Raw genomic sequence first — 16618 nt, forward strand, 5'->3', positions numbered from 1 at the left:
CCATAATGTAAACCTATTTATAACCTCATGTACTTTAAGACAATAACTTCAATTGAAAGTGAGTATTGTCTTAAAAGCTTTTTAATTCATGTCCAAATTTTGTCATGCTGTCGGCCAGTTTTTCCGGATCGACAGTGTATGAACCATTGGCAATCGCTTCTTTGATCGCTGCGACTTTTGCTGAGTCAAAGCTTGGCTGTGCTGCCATATCTTGATGGAGTTGACCTATCGCTTTGCCTTGCTGGCTCAGTGAAACCGCATCTTTGCTTGCGGGTGATTTCGCTGCAACATCGGAGCGTGATGTCTCAGAACTAGAATTAGAACGTACTGCTGATCGGTTTGTGGTCGTTAGGGTTTGCCCTGAACGAATCGTATCAATGCCAGCCATAGTTAAGCCTTTTTTCAAAAAATGGGAACCTGTACAGTCAATATCGACCTAGGGTTCAATTACTTTAGCAATTTTTCGCCCAATAGTCGAAAAAGGACAAAACTCCGCAGTCGTAATATTCAGCACGAGCTTGAGAGTAAACTAACCGGCTATTGCTACTCATTTAGAACTGGACTGTGACTTCAGACATATTGGTTACAATCCCCTCGATTATACGCTGTGATTTGTCATTTTTCACTCTGACTTGATCGCCCATTGAGCCATCGGTGAGAGCGGTCCCTTTTGTGGTAATGCTCATGCCACCTTTTACTGCTTGTATGATCACTTTCTCGTTTCGACAGACAACGCAAATATCGCCCCTTTCAACGACCTCTCCTGGTCTCAAGTTCTTTTTTACTTTGGCGCCAACGACTTGTTGCGGAGTGGTGAAACCTTGACGACGAAACTTATTAAGAGAAATCATGTCGATGGTAACATCATATTGACCAACGATTTCACCTCTTGAGATTGAACGAGTCGTGGTCACGAGTGGCACCGACATAGAGAGTCGTACCGGCACATACACTTGCCATTCATCGGGTATACATTGTACTAAAACCGTGATACTACTTCGGGTGTTAGTGGTTGTTGACGCGCTGGTTTTAAGAGGAGTCGGGCAGTGAGTTGCTCTAATTCTTGAGTCAATATTGGCCGGATCGACAAAGAGTTCGCCGCCTTGTGGCTGTTCAACCGTATCAAGAATGTGTTGTTTCGCAGCCGATTGAATCATTTCAATTTGCTCTGGGGTAGCCGCTTGTATAAAAAAACTAAACAATATTGATAAAATGCCGATAAACTTAGCGACAGTTTTAAATGCAGCTCTACACATTGCTATGGAAAAATTAGGCAGATTTTTTTTATAATACATTATCCTGTTTCTCAAGTGGTTCGTAGCCTGCAGTAGACTAACACTTTTTATTCAAAAAAGTTTGATATGGAGATGAGCTCATGACGGGTATTCTTGATTCAGTGAATCAGCGTACGCAACTCGTCGGTCAAAACCGATTAGAATTACTAACCTTTCGCCTAATGGGCCGTCAGCGTTACGGCATTAATGTCTTTAAAGTAAAAGAAGTGCTTCAATGCCCTAAGCTGACAAAAATGCCGAATTTGAACCCACTGGTTAAAGGTGTAGCACACATTCGCGGGCAAACAATCTCTGTGATCGATTTGAGCTTAGCGACGGGGGGACGCCCGACCGTAGATGTTGAAAAGTGTTTTGTGGTTATCTCTGAGTTTAACCGAACCATTCAAGGTTTCTTGGTCAGTTCAGTAGAACGCATTATTAACATGCACTGGGAATCGATTCTTCCACCGCCGGATGGAGCAGGTCGAGCGAACTATCTGACTGCAGTAACCAATATTGATAATGAATTGGTAGAAATTCTGGATGTTGAAAAAATCCTTGCAGAAATTTCTCCTGTTGATGAAACAATGGACAGCAAGATTGCTGAAGATATTGCAAAAGTAGAACAAGAGAAACCACTGGTTCGCCGTATCTTAATTGCTGACGATTCAACGGTTGCTCGTAAGCAAGTGCAACGAGCGATTGAATCCATCGGTTTTGAGGTTATCTCAGCGAAAGATGGTAAAGACGCCTATGAGAAACTGATGAAGATGTCATCAGAAGGCAGTATTTATGACCAGATTTCATTGGTTATTTCTGATATCGAAATGCCAGAAATGGATGGATACACGTTGACTGCTGAGATTCGTCGTCATGCTGAACTCAAAGATCTATACGTAATTTTACACTCATCATTGAGTGGTGTATTTAACCAAGCCATGGTTGAGCGTGTTGGAGCCAACTCCTTTATCGCTAAATTCAATCCTGATGAGCTTGGTGCAGCGGTTAAAGCTGCGTTAACTAACTAAAAGAGACATTAATGACTGCTATAACAATAAGTGATCAAGAGTATCGCGATTTCAGCCGTTTCTTAGAATCTCAATGTGGCATTGTATTAGGTGACAGCAAACAGTATTTAGTGCGCAGCCGTTTAAGCCCATTAGTAACCAAATTTAATGTAGCTTCGCTATCTGATTTGTTAAGAGATGTTGTAACAGGACGAAACCGAGAGTTGCGAGTGGCAGCTGTGGATGCGATGACGACGAATGAGACACTTTGGTTCCGAGATACTTACCCGTTTGCTGTTTTGGCGGATAAGCTTCTGCCGGAAATAGCGGCAAATAAACGTCCTATTAAAATTTGGTCTGCGGCAAGCTCTTCAGGACAAGAAGCATACTCAATGGCAATGACGATTCTTGAGACTCAAGCGCGTAAGCCGGGTATGTTGCCAAACGTGTCTATCACGGGTACGGATATATCTGCAAGCATGTTGGATATGTGTCGAAAAGGTGTTTATGACAACTTAGCGCTAGGGCGAGGCCTTTCTCCTGAGCGACGTCGTGCTTTCTTTGAAGATGCGGGTGATGGTCGCATGAAAGTCAAAGATAATTTAAAGCGCATGGTGAACTTCCGTCCACAGAACTTGATGGATAGCTATGCATTGTTAGGTAAGTTCGACATCATTTTCTGTCGTAATGTGTTGATATACTTCTCGCCTGACATGAAGTCAAAGGTGCTGAATCAGATGGCTAACAGCCTTAATCCTGGTGGTTATCTGTTGTTGGGCGCGTCAGAATCACTAACCGGCTTAACGGATCGTTTTGAAATGGTTCGCTGTAATCCAGGCATCATCTATAAATTAAAGTAATTATTAGCACACATTATAAGGTGTGGCGTTACTGCCTAAATTTGAAACCCAGCCCAGCGCTGGGTTTTCTTTTTTCTGCTTAACCTATATCTTTAAGTTAGAGCGACATTCCAATCGACTCTATTTTTGGCTTGTATATTGCTAGTTGGTATGTGAGTTATCTATGAAATGATTTGTCCTTAGCGGGTCTTTAAAAGTTGGTATAGATATTGCTTTTATTATTTCATAACAGTCAGTTCTTGAGTTGAGGTTTACATGGCTATTTCTTTTGATAATGCTTTAGGCATTCACCAATACACAGTAGGTGTACGTGAACGTAATGCTGAGGTGATTTCTACGAATATCGCACAAGCAAACACGCCTGGGTATAAAGCAAAGGGACTGGACTTTAATAAATCACTGCAAGCGGCAAGTTCTGGGGCAAGTATTGGTCTTAGTCGCACAGACGGTCGGCATATTTCTGCCTCAACAACAGTGAATGGGGAAACGAAGTATCGAATTCCTACTCAGCCTGATACTGGAGATGGCAACACGGTTGATTTGGATTTGGAAAGAAACCTTTTCATGCAAAACCAAATTAGGCATCAAGCTTCTCTCGATTTTCTAGGCAGTAAGTTCAAGAATTTAACTAAAGCGATTAAAGGGGAATAATTAGATGAGCTTATTTAATGTATTCAATGTCACTGGTTCTGCGATGAGTGCTGAATCTGTTCGTCTAAATACAACCTCAAGCAACCTTGCCAACGCGGGCAGTGTAAGCAGCTCTGCTGAAGAAACTTACAAGGCGCGTCACGCAGTGTTCGGAGCTGAGTTAAACCGGGCAAGTAATAGCGATTATACCGTGCCGGTGAAAGTTCTCGGTATCGTAGAAAGCGATAAGCCGCTAAGTGCGGAATACAATCCAGATCACCCATTAGCGAACGATGAAGGCTATATCTATAAGCCTAATGTGAATGTTATGGAAGAGATGGCAAATATGATTTCGGCATCACGTGCGTACCAAACAAATGTACAGGTTGCCGATTCGAGTAAACAAATGCTGCTGCGTACGCTGCAGATGGGTCAATAAGGATAAGGAGGTAGCATATGGCGGGAATCAACAACAATGTTGGTCAAAGCGGCTTGTCCTATGTTGACCAGCTAAAGAGTCTTCAAGATGGCGCTAAGAAGCCCGACGAAACAACAGGTAAACAAGATCTTAAACAAGAAGATTTTTTATCTTTGTTAACTAAGCAACTTGCACAACAAGACCCTTTCAAGCCGGTTAGCAATGACCAGATGATTGCGCAAATGGCTTCATTTGCGACCGTAGACGGTATTGGCAAAATGAATACACAGTTTGAAAGCTTGAATTCATCAATGACCTCTAACCAAGCATTACAAGCCTCTTCTTTAGTGGGACGAGATGTATTGGTTCCTGGTGCGGCAGGCGTAAAACCTGGTGATGGCGGTATGGCGGCTATGGTTAAGCTTCCTCAAGCAATGGACAATGTTATCGTCCGTGTTGAGAACGAAGTTGGCCAGTTGGTTCGCACCTTTGATATCGGCTCTAAACCATCAGGTGATACACGTGTTGAATGGGACGGAAAAGACGAAGACGGTAATCCATTGCCGGCTGGTAAATACAATGTGAAAGCGTCGGGTTTACTGGATGGCGAGAACACCGAGTTCCAAGTGTCGAGTTATGCGAACGTGAACAGTGTGCTTCTTGGTAAGGGTGATGGCAACGTACTACTCAATCTGGCTGGTTTCACATCGCCAGTACGACTTGCTGAAGTACTCGAAGTAGGTAAAGCGTAGCTTTTGATAAAGTAACGATGCTAGCTAGATAGATTAGGAGAATATTGGAATGTCATATGTAGCTTTAAGCGGTCTATCCGCTGCACAATTAGACTTGAATACAACCAGTAACAACATTGCGAATGCAAACACATTTGGCTTTAAAGAGTCTCGTGCCGAGTTCGGCGATGTGTATTCAAACTCGTTGTTCACTAATGCAAAAACAGCGTCAGGCGGCGGTGCACAAGTTGGTCAAGTGGCACAGCAATTTCATGAAGGTTCAAGTATTTATACGAATAACCCAATGGACTTACGTGTCAGTGGTACGGGTTTCTTTGCGGTGTCGAAAGACCGTATGGTGCCAGAGACCAACGAACTAACACGTAATGGTGCCTTTCACCTAAATAAAGACAACTACATGGTTACGGCTAACGATGAGTTTCTTTTAGGTTACGATGTCGATCCTACTTCTGGTGAGGTGCTTTCTTACGCACCAAAGCCTTTGGACATTCCAGCTGAGTTTGGTAAACCAAAACAGACAGAAAACATTGAAGTAGGAGTGAACCTTCCTGCAAACGGTGATCTTAAAGATCCTGCTGCGTTTAACTTCAAAGATCCTGACACCTATAATCGTGCAACATCTTCGACGGTATACGATTCTATGGGGCAGTCTTACAAGTTAACGACTTACTACCTGAAAGATCAGACTCAACCCAATACTTGGCAGGCCTACTACACCATGGCAGATGAAAATGGTGAGAAGCCAGTGAACATTGCTGGTGGTGATGCGACGAATGCTCAAGGGCAAGTTGGTCACACTATGAAGTTTAATAATGACGGCACATTAGCAAGCCTCAATAATGGTCAGCCAATTAAATCTGAAGCATTAGGCGCTGGTGCTAACCCAATTGATTTGAATGGTGCTGATCCCACTCAAGTACTTAATTTTGGGCTAGAGTCTTCAACTCAGTTTGCTGCTCCTTTTGAACTCACTAAGTTTGATGAAGATGGTGCGACAACCGGTTTCTTAACCAAAATCGATTTTGATGAGTACGGCAGTGTTCTAGGGACTTACTCAAATGGTGAAAACGTGATGCTTGGTCGTGTAGGCTTGGTTCGTGTACCTAATGAGCAAGGTCTAGACAAGAAAGGCAGTACCCAGTGGGACTCGACTAACACATCGGGCGCAAAAATTTGGGGTGAATCAAACAAAGGTTCATTTGGTAGTATCAACAATGGTTCGCTAGAGCAGTCTAATATCGATATGACTCAAGAACTGGTGGATTTGATTTCTGCTCAACGTAACTTCCAAGCGAACTCGCGTTCTTTAGAAGTACACAACCAATTACAACAGAATATTCTTCAGATTCGCTAATCATTTCGAACGTCTGAATCCTCTGCAAATACCCAAGTCAATGTTATTGAGTTGGGTATTGTCGTTTGCCCTCCTATTTGCCACCCTGATTGCCGCACAGTGATATCACTGGCAACAATTCTTCCTTAATGATCGTTTAATGATCATTCTTTCTATTTTATTTATTTAACTTATTGATAAATAACACTTAAAAATATTGGCATAATGTTTGCTTTATTAGTCTCAGAAGATGATTTTTGGAGCAAAATTATGGATCGCGCACTGTTTCTTGCCATGAGTGGCGCTAAGCAAAACATGCAAGCTTTGCAGCTACGTGCAAACAACCTTGCCAACGTCAGTACAACGGGTTTCCGTGCTGATTTAGCACAAGCTCGTTCGATGCAAGCATACGGTGAAGGTTTGCCGACTCGTGTTTTCGCTATGACAGAGCGTCCGGGACATAATTTTTCGCAAGGTAGTGTGATCACCACTGGTCGAGATCTCGACGTTACGATTCAAGGGGATGGTTGGATTTCAGTTATGGACAAAACCGGCAGTGAAGGTTTAACGCGTAACGGTAACCTAAAGATCAGCTCAAATGGTTTGCTCACCAACGCCAGCGGGCACTTGGTATTAGGTGAAAACGACGCACCCATTACGATCCCTATTCCGGTCAGTAAAGTCGAAATTGGCACCGACGGAACCGTTTCCGTCATTCCACAAGGCGCGCCAGCTGAAGAATTAGCTGCGGTAGGCCGTATTAAACTTGTACGTCCAGACAACCAAAGTTTGTTTAAAGATACGAATGGTCTATTCCGTTCGAAGAACCCAGATCAGGCATACGAAGCAGATGCAGGGGTAACCTTGTTAAAAGGTGCTATCGAAGGCAGTAACGTCAATGCTGTCGGTGAAATGACCAGCCTCATTGACTTACAACGTCAGTTTGAAATGCAGGTCAAAATGATGAGCACTGCAGAGAAAATGGACAAGGCGTCCGATTCACTGCTTCGTATGAGCTAATAGAATTTAAAGGAAATTGCTATGCAACCAGCATTATGGGTAAGTAAAACAGGGTTAGACGCCCAGCAAACCAATATATCAACCATTTCAAACAACCTTGCCAACGCATCCACTATTGGTTTTAAAAAGAGTCGTGCGGTGTTTGAAGATCTGTTCTATCAGAATATCAATCAGCCGGGTGGACAGTCGTCTCAAAATACTGAATTGCCAAGCGGGCTGATGTTAGGTGCAGGTTCTAAAGTCGTGGCAACTCAAAAAGTGCACACTCACGGTAATGCACAAACGACCTCGAACAGTCTCGATATGATGATCGAAGGTGATGGTTTCTTCCAAGTTGAAATGCCAGATGGCGAGACAGGCTACAGTCGAAATGGTCAGTTCACGCTTAACGGTGATGGCGCTATCGTAACATCGGGACAAGGTTATGCTTTACAACCAGAGATTGTTATTCCTGAGGATGCGATTTCGGTGACCGTTGGTAACGATGGTGAAGTTTCAGTGCGTTTACGAGGCCAGCAAAACAACGTTGTGGTCGGGCAGATTACTATTACTGATTTTGTAAACCCTGGTGGTTTAGAACCGGTTGGGCAAAACCTTTACTTGCCTACAGGTGCAAGTGGCGATCCGCAAGAGGGTGTACCGGGCCTTGATGGCTTAGGCAATATCCGTCAGTCGATGCTTGAAACATCGAATGTAAACGTAACGGAAGAGTTGGTTAATATGATCGAGGCTCAACGAGTATACGAAATGAATTCGAAAGTCATCTCGACCGTCGATAAGATGATGGGCTTTATTAACCAGCAGTTGTAATTAGTCTATCAACCGCTTGTTTGTTTTCATCCTTTGACGTGTTTTTTATTCACTGCTGAGAGTAGATTGCCATGAAACGTATTTTTTGTTTAGCTCTGTTGATGTCTATGACAGGTTGTTCAGTATTGACGCCTATTGATACTCCAGCGACAGAAACCGCAACCACTGTAGTTGATGCTGTGGAAGGTGATAAGTCGCCTGAAGCTAGCACGGGTATTATCGATACGCTTCGTAATAGAACCGATCCGGTTGCTGGTGATCCTGCATGGGCACCAATCAATCCAAAGCAGAAACCAGAACATTATGCGGCGGCCACCGGTTCACTGTTCAATGTTAACCACATTGGCAGTATGTATGACGACTCAAAACCTCACGGTATTGGTGACATCATTACAGTGGCGTTGGATGAAAATACTCGAGCGACCAAGAAAGCCAACGCAGACATGTCTAAGTCGAATGATGCATCGATGGAGCCACTGGCTGTGGGTGGTCAAGAGCTGTCTATCGATAAATACAACTTCTCCTACGATCTGAGCAACACCAACACCTTTGCTGGTGATGCGTCAGCCAATCAAAGTAACAGTATCAGCGGTTACATTACCGTTGAAGTCATCGAAGTGTTAGCCAATGGCAACCTAGTGGTCCGTGGTGAGAAATGGATGACATTAAACACCGGTGATGAGTATATCCGCCTGAGTGGCACCATTCGTCCTGAAGATATTGACTTTGAAAATACCATCGCTTCAAACCGTGTTTCTAACGCGCGAATTCAGTACTCAGGGACTGGCGTGCAACAAGATATGCAAGAGCCTGGATTCTTGGCACGATTCTTTAATGTATCACTGTAGAGCTTGAGAGTGTGTCGATATACTGACTGCCTCTGTCGTTCAATCATTTTTAGCTAAGTTATTATAAATTTAAGCAATACAGACAGGTTATCCAATGAAAAAATTGACACTCGTACTCTTCGGCATGCTATTTCTTGCCACCAGTGCCCATGCTGCGCGTATCAAAGACGTGGCAAAAGTGGCGGGTGTTCGTAGTAACCAACTTGTTGGTTACGGTTTGGTGACGGGTTTGCCGGGTACTGGTGAGACAACGCCCTTTACCGATCAAACGTTTAACGCGATGCTGCAAAATTTTGGCATTCAATTGCCGCCTGGCACTAAGCCAAAAACCAAAAACGTAGCGGCAGTCATTGTGACCGCTGAACTGCCGGCATTCTCTAAGCAGGGCCAAGAAGTTGACGTAACCGTTTCTTCTATCGGTTCAGCAAAAAGCCTGCGTGGTGGTACCTTGCTGCAGACCTTCCTGAAAGGTCTAGACGGTCAAGTGTATGCGGTAGCGCAGGGTAACTTGGTGGTCAGTGGCTTTAGTGCACAAGGTAACGACGGTTCTAAGATTGTCGGTAACAACCCTAACGTCGGTATCATCTCTAGCGGTGCGACGGTCGAGCAAGAGATCCCAACCCCATTTGGTCGTGGCGACTACATCACCTTTAACCTAATCCAATCTGATTTCACGACAGCTCAACGTTTAGCTGATGCAGTGAATAATTTTCTAGGCCCACAAATGGCGTCTGCGGTAGATTCCGTTTCAGTAAAAGTACGTGCTCCTCGGGAAATTAGTCAACGTGTGGCTTTCTTATCTGCTATCGAAAACATTGAATTCGACCCCGCAGAAGGTTCTGCAAAAATCATCGTGAACTCTCGTACTGGTACTATCGTTGTTGGCAAGCATGTTCGCCTGAAATCGGCAGCGGTTACCCACGGTGGTATGACAGTAGCAATAAAAGAAAACCTCAATGTTAGCCAGCCCAATGCATTCTCTGGTGGTCAAACGGTGGTGACTCCGGATTCTGATATCGAAGTAACAGAAGCTGATGGCAAGATGTTCAAGTTTGAACCGGGTTTAACGCTCGATGATTTGGTTCGCGCAGTCAATGAAGTTGGCGCTGCCCCCTCTGATCTCATGGCCATTCTTCAAGCACTGAAACAAGCCGGTGCGATTGAAGGTCAATTGATCATTATTTAAGGAGTAAAGCATGATTAAAAATAACAACGATATCGGCTTTATTCATGACATCGGGAGCCTCGATCGTCTTCGTCAACAAGCAATCAATGGTGATGAAGGCAGTGAGAAAGAAGCATTAACCGCTGCAGCAAAACAGTTTGAATCTATTTTTACATCGATGCTATTTAAGTCGATGCGCGATGCGAACTCAACGTTTAAATCCGATCTTTTGAATAGTCAAAACGAGCAATTCTATCGTCAGATGCAAGATGACCAAATGGCGAGTGAGTTAAGTGCATCGGGTTCATTAGGCCTTGCAGATATGATTGTTGCTCAACTTAGTTCAGGTCAAACGAGTGATGCATCTGAAGAAAAGATTCGTAGTGAAGGTTTTGATACTTCACTACAAAGGCCTCGATTCTCCGGTCGTTCAGAAGAGAGCGCATCGAATGTTCAACCAGCGCTAGCGGATGCGGCAACCAAAAAACCGGTTTCCTTCGATTCGCCTGAATCGTTTGTCAAGTCAATGAGACCTTATGCTGAAAAAGCCGCGAGCGCACTCGGTGTGGATCCATCGTTGCTATTAGCTCAAGCAGCTCTTGAAACAGGTTGGGGGTCTAAAATGGTTAAAAACTCTTTGGGCAACAGTCATAACCTATTTAACATCAAAGCGGATAGAAGTTGGAAGGGCGATAAAGTTGCGACTCAAACGCTTGAGTATCAAGGCAAAACAGCGGTCAAAGAGTCGGCCTCTTTCCGTTCTTACCCTAGTTTCGAAGACAGTTTTAACGACTATGTTAAGTTCTTAAATGAAAACCCAAGGTACAACACCGCACTTCAACATCAGGGGAATGCAGAGAACTTCATTAACGGTATCCATCAAGCGGGTTATGCAACAGACCCTGGCTATGCGAATAAGGTATTACGAGTGAAAGCCAAAATTGATCAGATGGATTAGAGTATAAATTGCACATCTAGGGCTTGCCATTGGCAAGCTTTTTTTGTTTTTTAATGCCAGATTTATGTGATTATGCGTTCCCTTTCTTTGTCGTTCTTTACTCCGTTTTATCGCTAGCAATACTGAGTTATTTGTTGGCATATAACTTGCTTTTATTGTAATGGTTAATCAGCACATCCTGATTTTGTTACGTTTTTTGGGGGCATTATGGCGTCGGATCTTTTGAATGTAGGAGCACAAAGTGTTCTTACGGCTCAAAGACAGTTGAACACCACCGGTCATAACATTTCTAACGCCAACACAGAGGGCTATAGCCGCCAATCTGTGATCCAAGGTACGAACGACCCACGACAGTTCGGTGGTCAAACTTACGGTATGGGCGTGCATGTGGACAATGTTCGCCGCTCTTGGGATCAGTTTGCCGTCAAAGAACTTAATCTATCGACAACCAATGCCGCTAATAAGAGTGATAATGAGGCTAACCTCGACTTATTATCTGGAATGTTGTCATCGGTTGCTTCAAAGAAAATTCCAGAAAACCTTAATGAGTGGTTTGATTCTGTTAAAACATTGGCGGATACCCCGAATGATGTGGGTGCGCGTCAAGTGGTGTTGGAAGATGCAGGGCAGATCAGCAAAACATTAAATGAGTTTCATGAAACAGTACGGCAACAGTCTGAATCTACGAATAAAAAGTTAGATATGGGTATTGAACGAGTGAACCAGCTCGCCTACGAGATTCGTGATGTACAGCGTTTAATGATGCGAACTCCAGGGCCTCATAATGACCTACTAGATAAACATGAAAAGCTGATTAATGAGCTTTCTGGTTATACCAAAGTGACCGTGACGCCACGTTCTAATGCCGAAGGGTTTAATGTTCATATCGGGAACGGCCATACCTTGGTCTCTGGCAGTGAAGCAAGCCAATTAAAAATGATTGATGGAGTACCGGATGCTCATCAACGTCGTTTGGCGATTGTCGAAGGCAAGTCTTTGAAACCGATCACAAGCCGTGACATTGATGGAAAAATTGGGGCCATGTTAGACATGCGAGACGAACATATTCCAGCCGTCATGGACGAATTGGGTCGTTTGGCGACCGCTTTTTCATATGAAGTTAATGCGTTGCAATCGCAAGGCCTGGATCTTGATGGCAATGTTGGTAAAAACTTGTTTACCGATGTGAACTCTGAGCGAGTAGCGAAATCTCGTGTAACGGCCAGTGGACCATCTAAGGCGGATATCGCGGTATATATCGATAAAATATCGGCCCTAAAAGGCGGCGAATATGGCCTGAGGTATGATGGCAGCGATTACATCGTAACGAAGCCGAATGGCGAAGCCGTTAAAGTGGGTGTCAATTCAAGTGACAACTCTTTTTATCTCGATGGGATGCGAGTCGAGGTGCGCAATCCGCCTGAAATCGGAGAAAAATTACTGTTGCGTCCAACCCGTAATTTTGCGGCTCAAATACAAATAGAAACGGAAGATCCGCGAGACATTGCCGCGCAAAGCTATGAGGCGTCCACGACATTTGCCAAAGGGACGGCTGATTTTAATATTTTAGCGGCCGGTCAACTGCGTGAGTTTGAAGTCGTTGTGTCGCCAAAAGGAGAACAGTTCGCGGTAACCGATCCTAAGGGTAACATTCTAATGCAGCCTCAACCGTACCCGCCCAAAGGGCCTGTGACCATCAATGGCACAACGTTTGAGTTGACTTCGGGGGCTCTGGCAAACGATAAGTTTACCGTCAATCTGGTCCCATCAGAAGGTGATAATGGCAACTTGCGTAAGCTACAAAATCTACAAACCGGAAAACTACTGAACAATGGTGAGTCTACGATTTTAGATATTTACCATAACTTAAATACCAATACGGGCTTAAAGGCTTCAACGGCAAACCGTTTGAGCGATATGGCGACATTGGAAAAAGAGTCAGCCCAAGAGCGTATAGCTTCGGTATCGGGAGTAAACCTCGATGAGGAAGCGGCAAATATGATGAAATTTCAGCAAGCGTACATGGCTTCTTCTCGCATCATGCAAGCGGCCAACGATACGTTCAATACTATTTTAGCTCTGAGGTAGGAGGTATAAATGTTGAGTCGTATTTCTAGCTTCCATAATTATCAATCTGTTCAGAATGACTTGCGCCGTCAAGAGAACAAGATACATCACAACCAAGCACAATTGGCTTCAGGCAAGAAGTTACAATCGCCAAGTGATGATCCTCTAGCAATCCATTATATACAAAATATTGGGCAGCAATCCGAGCAGTTAAAACAATATATTGACGCGATCACACTGGTTCGAAATCGTCTAGAACATCATGAAGTTATGCTCGCTAACTCAGAAGAGTTCGCTGATGGCGCTAAACGAACGGTAATGGAAATGATCAACGGTTCACTTTCACCGGATGATCGTTTGGCAAAGAGGCGTGAAATTCAAGAGATAGCGAATAATTTTCTGCACTTAGCTAATTCTCAAGATGAGTCGGGTAACTACACTTTCGCAGGGACTAAACCGAAAAATCAACCTTTCTTTCGAGATAACGAAGGGAAGGTGACCTATCATGGTGATGACTATCAACGCAAGATGCGTGTGGCGAGCAGCTATGAAATGGCGATGAATGATCCGGGCAGTAAGTTATTTATGGAAATCGATAACCCCTTCGGCGATTACGAACCTCAGTATGAACTGGAGCCAGCCTCTGAATTGTTATTGGAGCGAGCAACCAATACGGCTAAAGATGACTCAACGTATAAAGTCACGTTTGTAGATATGCAGACGGGTAAGTTCGCCTATCAGCTTGAAAAAGACGGCAAAGTGGTGGCGGCCGAAGATTTTGATCCTTCTACTGGTATTCAATATGAAGGGTTGAATATTCAGATTAAAGGTCAAATCACCAAAGGTGACTCGATTACGTTAGAGCCAAGGGAAACATTTTCGATTTTTGACACGTTCAAAGAAGCGATAGAGCAGGCCGAAAAACCCGTATCGGATTCATCGGCAACCGCAAAATTGCAACAGGTGACCGAAGAATTTAATGCCGCCTTTATCCATTTAACAAAGGCGCGAACCGATGTCGGTGCGCGTTTGAGTACGCTTGATATTCAAGAGCAACAACATGAAGATTTTAAGTTGTCTTTAGCGAAAGCCAAAAGCAATTTCGAAGATTTAGATTATTCGAAAGCGATCATTGAATTCAATGAAAACTCTCGTGCATTACAAGCTTCACAACTCGCGTTTGGTAAAACCAAAGATCTCACCTTGTTTAATTACATTTAGTGGTGGGTTAACGCTCGATAGAAGTCGATTCTTTGCCATATGTGCTATGCCTTATGTGCGAATTGCTTCACATTGACTGGTTTTTACACCGGACGCAACAGGGATTGATATCAGCGGCAAAAGCGGCAATGAGTGTACGAACGCATTTTAGATGCTTCAGTTATTATGCAATATGATCTTGATGTTTTTTATTTAAGTTGTTGATTTTTATGTTTTTATAAAAATAATCAATTGATTTTAAAACTTGGCATATAACTTGTATCTATATTGTCATGATTGATTTATACAGTTCTTAAGCCTTGAAATGGGCTTAACGAGTAATACACGGTCAGTGCTTATCCATATGAGAGTAAAGCTGACCGCTTCGCAGAAACTTTGCGAACTCATAAGGAGAGCAAAATGGCTATCAATGTAAATACTAACGTTTCGGCTATGACAGCACAGCGTTATCTGAATAAAGCGTCTAATGATCTAGCGACTTCGATGGAGCGTTTATCATCGGGCCAAAAAATCAATAGTGCCAAAGATGATGCGGCAGGCCTGCAAATCTCGAATCGCTTAACGTCACAGTCTCGTGGCCTTGATGTCGCAATGCGTAATGCCAATGACGGTATTTCGATTGCTCAAACGGCTGAAGGCGCGATGAACGAATCAACCAACATATTACAGCGTATGCGTGATCTCGCGATTCAATCATCAAACGGCACGAACTCGCCAGCTGAGCGTACAGCACTAAACGAAGAGTCAACGGCACTTCAAGATGAGCTAAACCGTATCGCAGAAACGACATCTTTTGGTGGCCGTCGTCTATTAAACGGTTCATTTGGTGACGCTTCATTCCAGATAGGTTCTAACTCAGGCGAAGCGATGATTATGTCGTTAACCAGTATACGTGCCGATGATCCTCGAATGGGAGGGACGACGTTTGATTCAGAAAATGCTAAAGACAAGAGCTGGGAAGTGCCACCGAAAGCAAGCGATATCAAATTTGAATTCACAACCAAAGCGGGTGAAGACATTGTTCTAGATATCAACGCCAAAGCGGGTGACGATATTGAAGAATTGGCGACGTACATTAATGGTCAATCTGATTTAGTGAATGCATCGGTGACAGAAGAAGGGCGTTTGCAACTTTTTGTTGCTGAACCTGATCTGGAAGGGGCAATGTCTATCTCGGGTGGTCTAGCGTCTGAGTTAGGCATTAAGAGCGAAGGTCGTCCTACATCAGTTCAAGATATAAGCTTAACCACTGTTGCCGGTTCACAAAACGCAATCAGTGTGATTGATTCCGCAATGCAGTACGTCGATTCTCAGCGAGCCGATTTGGGTGCAAAACAGAACCGTCTAAGCCACAGTATTAGTAACTTGGCGAACGTTCAAGAGAATGTGGACGCTTCAAATAGCCGAATCAAAGATACGGATTTTGCGAAAGAAACGACGCAAATGACCAAATCACAAATTCTGCAACAAGCAGGTACTTCAATACTTGCTCAAGCAAAACAGTTGCCTAACTCTGCATTATCATTATTGCAATAGTTATTGGTTGAACTTGTTGCTCGTGTTCAGACGTGAGCCATGCAACAAGCGAAACTGGCAAGCATACTTACTATTGAATGTTTAGCTCTCTCATCTCTCACCTGCTATCCATTTTTACAGTAAGAATGCAACGGCAAGTCGGAAATGTGTTCATTTCTCGATGATCTCCACACAAGCTCTGACGCGCCAACTAGCCCCGGTTCTCTCAAAGGAAAAGGGGCTTTTTTCTATCTTTCTTATTTGTCCTTCTGCTTTTTATTCTTCGTTATCCCCCGACTTAACCCATCGACACTGCGCTCGTTTTTCGTCTCTGAAATAGCGGATCTATACGAAGCTGAAGGTTCTGTGATCGTTCATTTTTAGATGTTGGCGAATAGGTGACACCATTCGTGTTTTTTTTGGTCAATTTGATGGCTTTTTACGTTTGAATCTTCAGAGGTAATGTTTAAGTGTGATTTATTTAAGTTTTTGATAGTTATAAGTTTAATATTTATTTTGTGTTTTTTTTAAAATTTATCTAAAGCTTCGGACTTTCGCGCCGTTATTAAAAGTAACTTTGAGAGAACTACTTGGTTTTCCGAGACGTCGGAAACCGTTATACCGGAAAATCAATTGGAGAAATCACCATGGCAGTGAATGTAAATACCAACGTTTCAGCGATGACAGCGCAACGTTACCTAAACAGCGCAAACAACGCACAACAAACATCAATGGAACGC

General features: G+C 43.6%; 16 protein-coding genes and 1 pseudogene. 15 read left to right on the forward strand and 2 right to left on the reverse strand.

Translation table 11 applies throughout. From position 1 onward, the window contains the following. Positions 1-70: 70 nt before the first annotated feature. Together flgM and flgA are read right to left on the reverse strand one after the other, a co-directional pair. Positions 71-388 carry a flagellar biosynthesis anti-sigma factor FlgM gene (gene flgM / locus L4B77_RS16990; protein ID WP_429751886.1) on the reverse strand — a complete coding sequence of 106 codons (318 nt, stop codon included), beginning with the start codon at positions 386-388 and terminating at the stop codon, positions 71-73. Positions 389-551: 163 nt separating this feature from the next. Continuing rightward, positions 552-1298 (reverse strand): flagellar basal body P-ring formation chaperone FlgA, encoded by a 747-nt coding sequence (gene flgA, locus L4B77_RS16995; RefSeq protein WP_429751897.1) that lies wholly within the window; start codon positions 1296-1298, stop codon positions 552-554. Positions 1299-1375: 77 nt separating this feature from the next. Here flgA and L4B77_RS17000 point away from each other — a divergent pair, with 77 nt between their 5' ends. The 15 genes and pseudogenes from L4B77_RS17000 to L4B77_RS20265 form a co-directional block, all read left to right on the forward strand. Then, positions 1376-2302, forward strand: a complete 927-nt coding sequence (locus tag L4B77_RS17000; RefSeq protein ID WP_261839136.1) for a chemotaxis protein CheV — start codon at positions 1376-1378, stop codon at positions 2300-2302. An 11-nt stretch (positions 2303-2313) separates the two neighbouring features. After that, positions 2314-3141, forward strand: coding sequence for a protein-glutamate O-methyltransferase (locus L4B77_RS17005; RefSeq protein WP_261839137.1), 828 nt, complete (start codon positions 2314-2316; stop codon positions 3139-3141). A 255-nt stretch (positions 3142-3396) separates the two neighbouring features. Next, entirely contained in the window at positions 3397-3792 is a 396-nt protein-coding gene (flgB, locus tag L4B77_RS17010; protein ID WP_261839138.1) for a flagellar basal body rod protein FlgB, read from the forward strand. Between the two features lie 4 nt (positions 3793-3796). Next, positions 3797-4210: a flagellar basal body rod protein FlgC gene (gene flgC, locus L4B77_RS17015; protein ID WP_261839139.1), complete on the forward strand. Its 414-nt coding sequence runs from the start codon at positions 3797-3799 to the stop codon at positions 4208-4210. 17 nt (positions 4211-4227) lie between these two features. Beyond that, positions 4228-4941 carry a flagellar hook assembly protein FlgD gene (gene flgD, locus L4B77_RS17020; RefSeq protein ID WP_261839140.1) on the forward strand — a complete coding sequence of 238 codons (714 nt, stop codon included), beginning with the start codon at positions 4228-4230 and terminating at the stop codon, positions 4939-4941. 49 nt (positions 4942-4990) lie between these two features. After that, a complete protein-coding gene (flgE, locus tag L4B77_RS17025) occupies positions 4991-6295 on the forward strand; it encodes a flagellar hook protein FlgE (protein ID WP_429751889.1) in 1305 nt (434 codons plus the stop codon). Positions 6296-6544: 249 nt separating this feature from the next. Further along, entirely contained in the window at positions 6545-7294 is a 750-nt protein-coding gene (gene flgF / locus L4B77_RS17030) for a flagellar basal-body rod protein FlgF (RefSeq protein WP_261839142.1), read from the forward strand. Positions 7295-7315: 21 nt separating this feature from the next. Further along, entirely contained in the window at positions 7316-8104 is a 789-nt protein-coding gene (flgG, locus tag L4B77_RS17035; RefSeq protein ID WP_429751891.1) for a flagellar basal-body rod protein FlgG, read from the forward strand. Between the two features lie 71 nt (positions 8105-8175). Further along, the gene (gene flgH, locus L4B77_RS17040) at positions 8176-8952 is read left to right on the forward strand and encodes a flagellar basal body L-ring protein FlgH (protein ID WP_429751893.1); all 777 of its coding nucleotides are present in this window, start codon (positions 8176-8178) and stop codon (positions 8950-8952) included. Between the two features lie 94 nt (positions 8953-9046). Next, a complete protein-coding gene (locus L4B77_RS17045; RefSeq protein ID WP_261839145.1) occupies positions 9047-10138 on the forward strand; it encodes a flagellar basal body P-ring protein FlgI in 1092 nt (363 codons plus the stop codon). A gap of 10 nt (positions 10139-10148) precedes the next feature. Continuing rightward, complete coding sequence (flgJ, locus tag L4B77_RS17050; RefSeq protein WP_261839146.1) at positions 10149-11075, forward strand: flagellar assembly peptidoglycan hydrolase FlgJ; 927 nt, start codon at positions 10149-10151, stop codon at positions 11073-11075. Between the two features lie 207 nt (positions 11076-11282). After that, positions 11283-13163 (forward strand): flagellar hook-associated protein FlgK, encoded by a 1881-nt coding sequence (gene flgK, locus L4B77_RS17055; protein WP_372040667.1) that lies wholly within the window; start codon positions 11283-11285, stop codon positions 13161-13163. A 9-nt stretch (positions 13164-13172) separates the two neighbouring features. After that, positions 13173-14363, forward strand: a complete 1191-nt coding sequence (gene flgL, locus L4B77_RS17060) for a flagellar hook-associated protein FlgL (RefSeq protein WP_261839148.1) — start codon at positions 13173-13175, stop codon at positions 14361-14363. Positions 14364-14762: 399 nt separating this feature from the next. Further along, entirely contained in the window at positions 14763-15899 is a 1137-nt protein-coding gene (locus L4B77_RS17065; RefSeq protein ID WP_261839149.1) for a flagellin, read from the forward strand. A 626-nt stretch (positions 15900-16525) separates the two neighbouring features. Next, positions 16526-16618: pseudogene (locus tag L4B77_RS20265) on the forward strand (flagellin); the annotation flags it as partial.

Origin of the sequence: Vibrio minamisatsumaniensis (genome assembly GCF_050337445.1) — a bacterium.
Lineage (GTDB): Bacteria > Pseudomonadota > Gammaproteobacteria > Enterobacterales > Vibrionaceae > Vibrio > Vibrio artabrorum.

Excerpts from the sequence above, each read along its gene's own strand:
- flgH (WP_429751893.1), top strand. The coding sequence starts at position 8,176 with ATGAAACGTATTTTTTGTTTAGCTCTGTTGATGTCTATGACAGGTTGT.
- L4B77_RS17000 (WP_261839136.1), top strand. The coding sequence starts at position 1,376 with ATGACGGGTATTCTTGATTCAGTGAATCAGCGTACGCAACTCGTCGGT.
- L4B77_RS17005 (WP_261839137.1), top strand. The coding sequence starts at position 2,314 with ATGACTGCTATAACAATAAGTGATCAAGAGTATCGCGATTTCAGCCGT.
- flgK (WP_372040667.1), top strand. The coding sequence starts at position 11,283 with ATGGCGTCGGATCTTTTGAATGTAGGAGCACAAAGTGTTCTTACGGCT.
- flgB (WP_261839138.1), top strand. The coding sequence starts at position 3,397 with ATGGCTATTTCTTTTGATAATGCTTTAGGCATTCACCAATACACAGTA.
- flgC (WP_261839139.1), top strand. The coding sequence starts at position 3,797 with ATGAGCTTATTTAATGTATTCAATGTCACTGGTTCTGCGATGAGTGCT.
- L4B77_RS17065 (WP_261839149.1), top strand. The coding sequence starts at position 14,763 with ATGGCTATCAATGTAAATACTAACGTTTCGGCTATGACAGCACAGCGT.
- L4B77_RS17045 (WP_261839145.1), top strand. The coding sequence starts at position 9,047 with ATGAAAAAATTGACACTCGTACTCTTCGGCATGCTATTTCTTGCCACC.
- flgF (WP_261839142.1), top strand. The coding sequence starts at position 6,545 with ATGGATCGCGCACTGTTTCTTGCCATGAGTGGCGCTAAGCAAAACATG.
- flgD (WP_261839140.1), top strand. The coding sequence starts at position 4,228 with ATGGCGGGAATCAACAACAATGTTGGTCAAAGCGGCTTGTCCTATGTT.
- flgE (WP_429751889.1), top strand. The coding sequence starts at position 4,991 with ATGTCATATGTAGCTTTAAGCGGTCTATCCGCTGCACAATTAGACTTG.
- flgL (WP_261839148.1), top strand. The coding sequence starts at position 13,173 with ATGTTGAGTCGTATTTCTAGCTTCCATAATTATCAATCTGTTCAGAAT.
- flgG (WP_429751891.1), top strand. The coding sequence starts at position 7,316 with ATGCAACCAGCATTATGGGTAAGTAAAACAGGGTTAGACGCCCAGCAA.
- flgJ (WP_261839146.1), top strand. The coding sequence starts at position 10,149 with ATGATTAAAAATAACAACGATATCGGCTTTATTCATGACATCGGGAGC.
- flgM (WP_429751886.1), bottom strand. The coding sequence starts at position 388 with ATGGCTGGCATTGATACGATTCGTTCAGGGCAAACCCTAACGACCACA.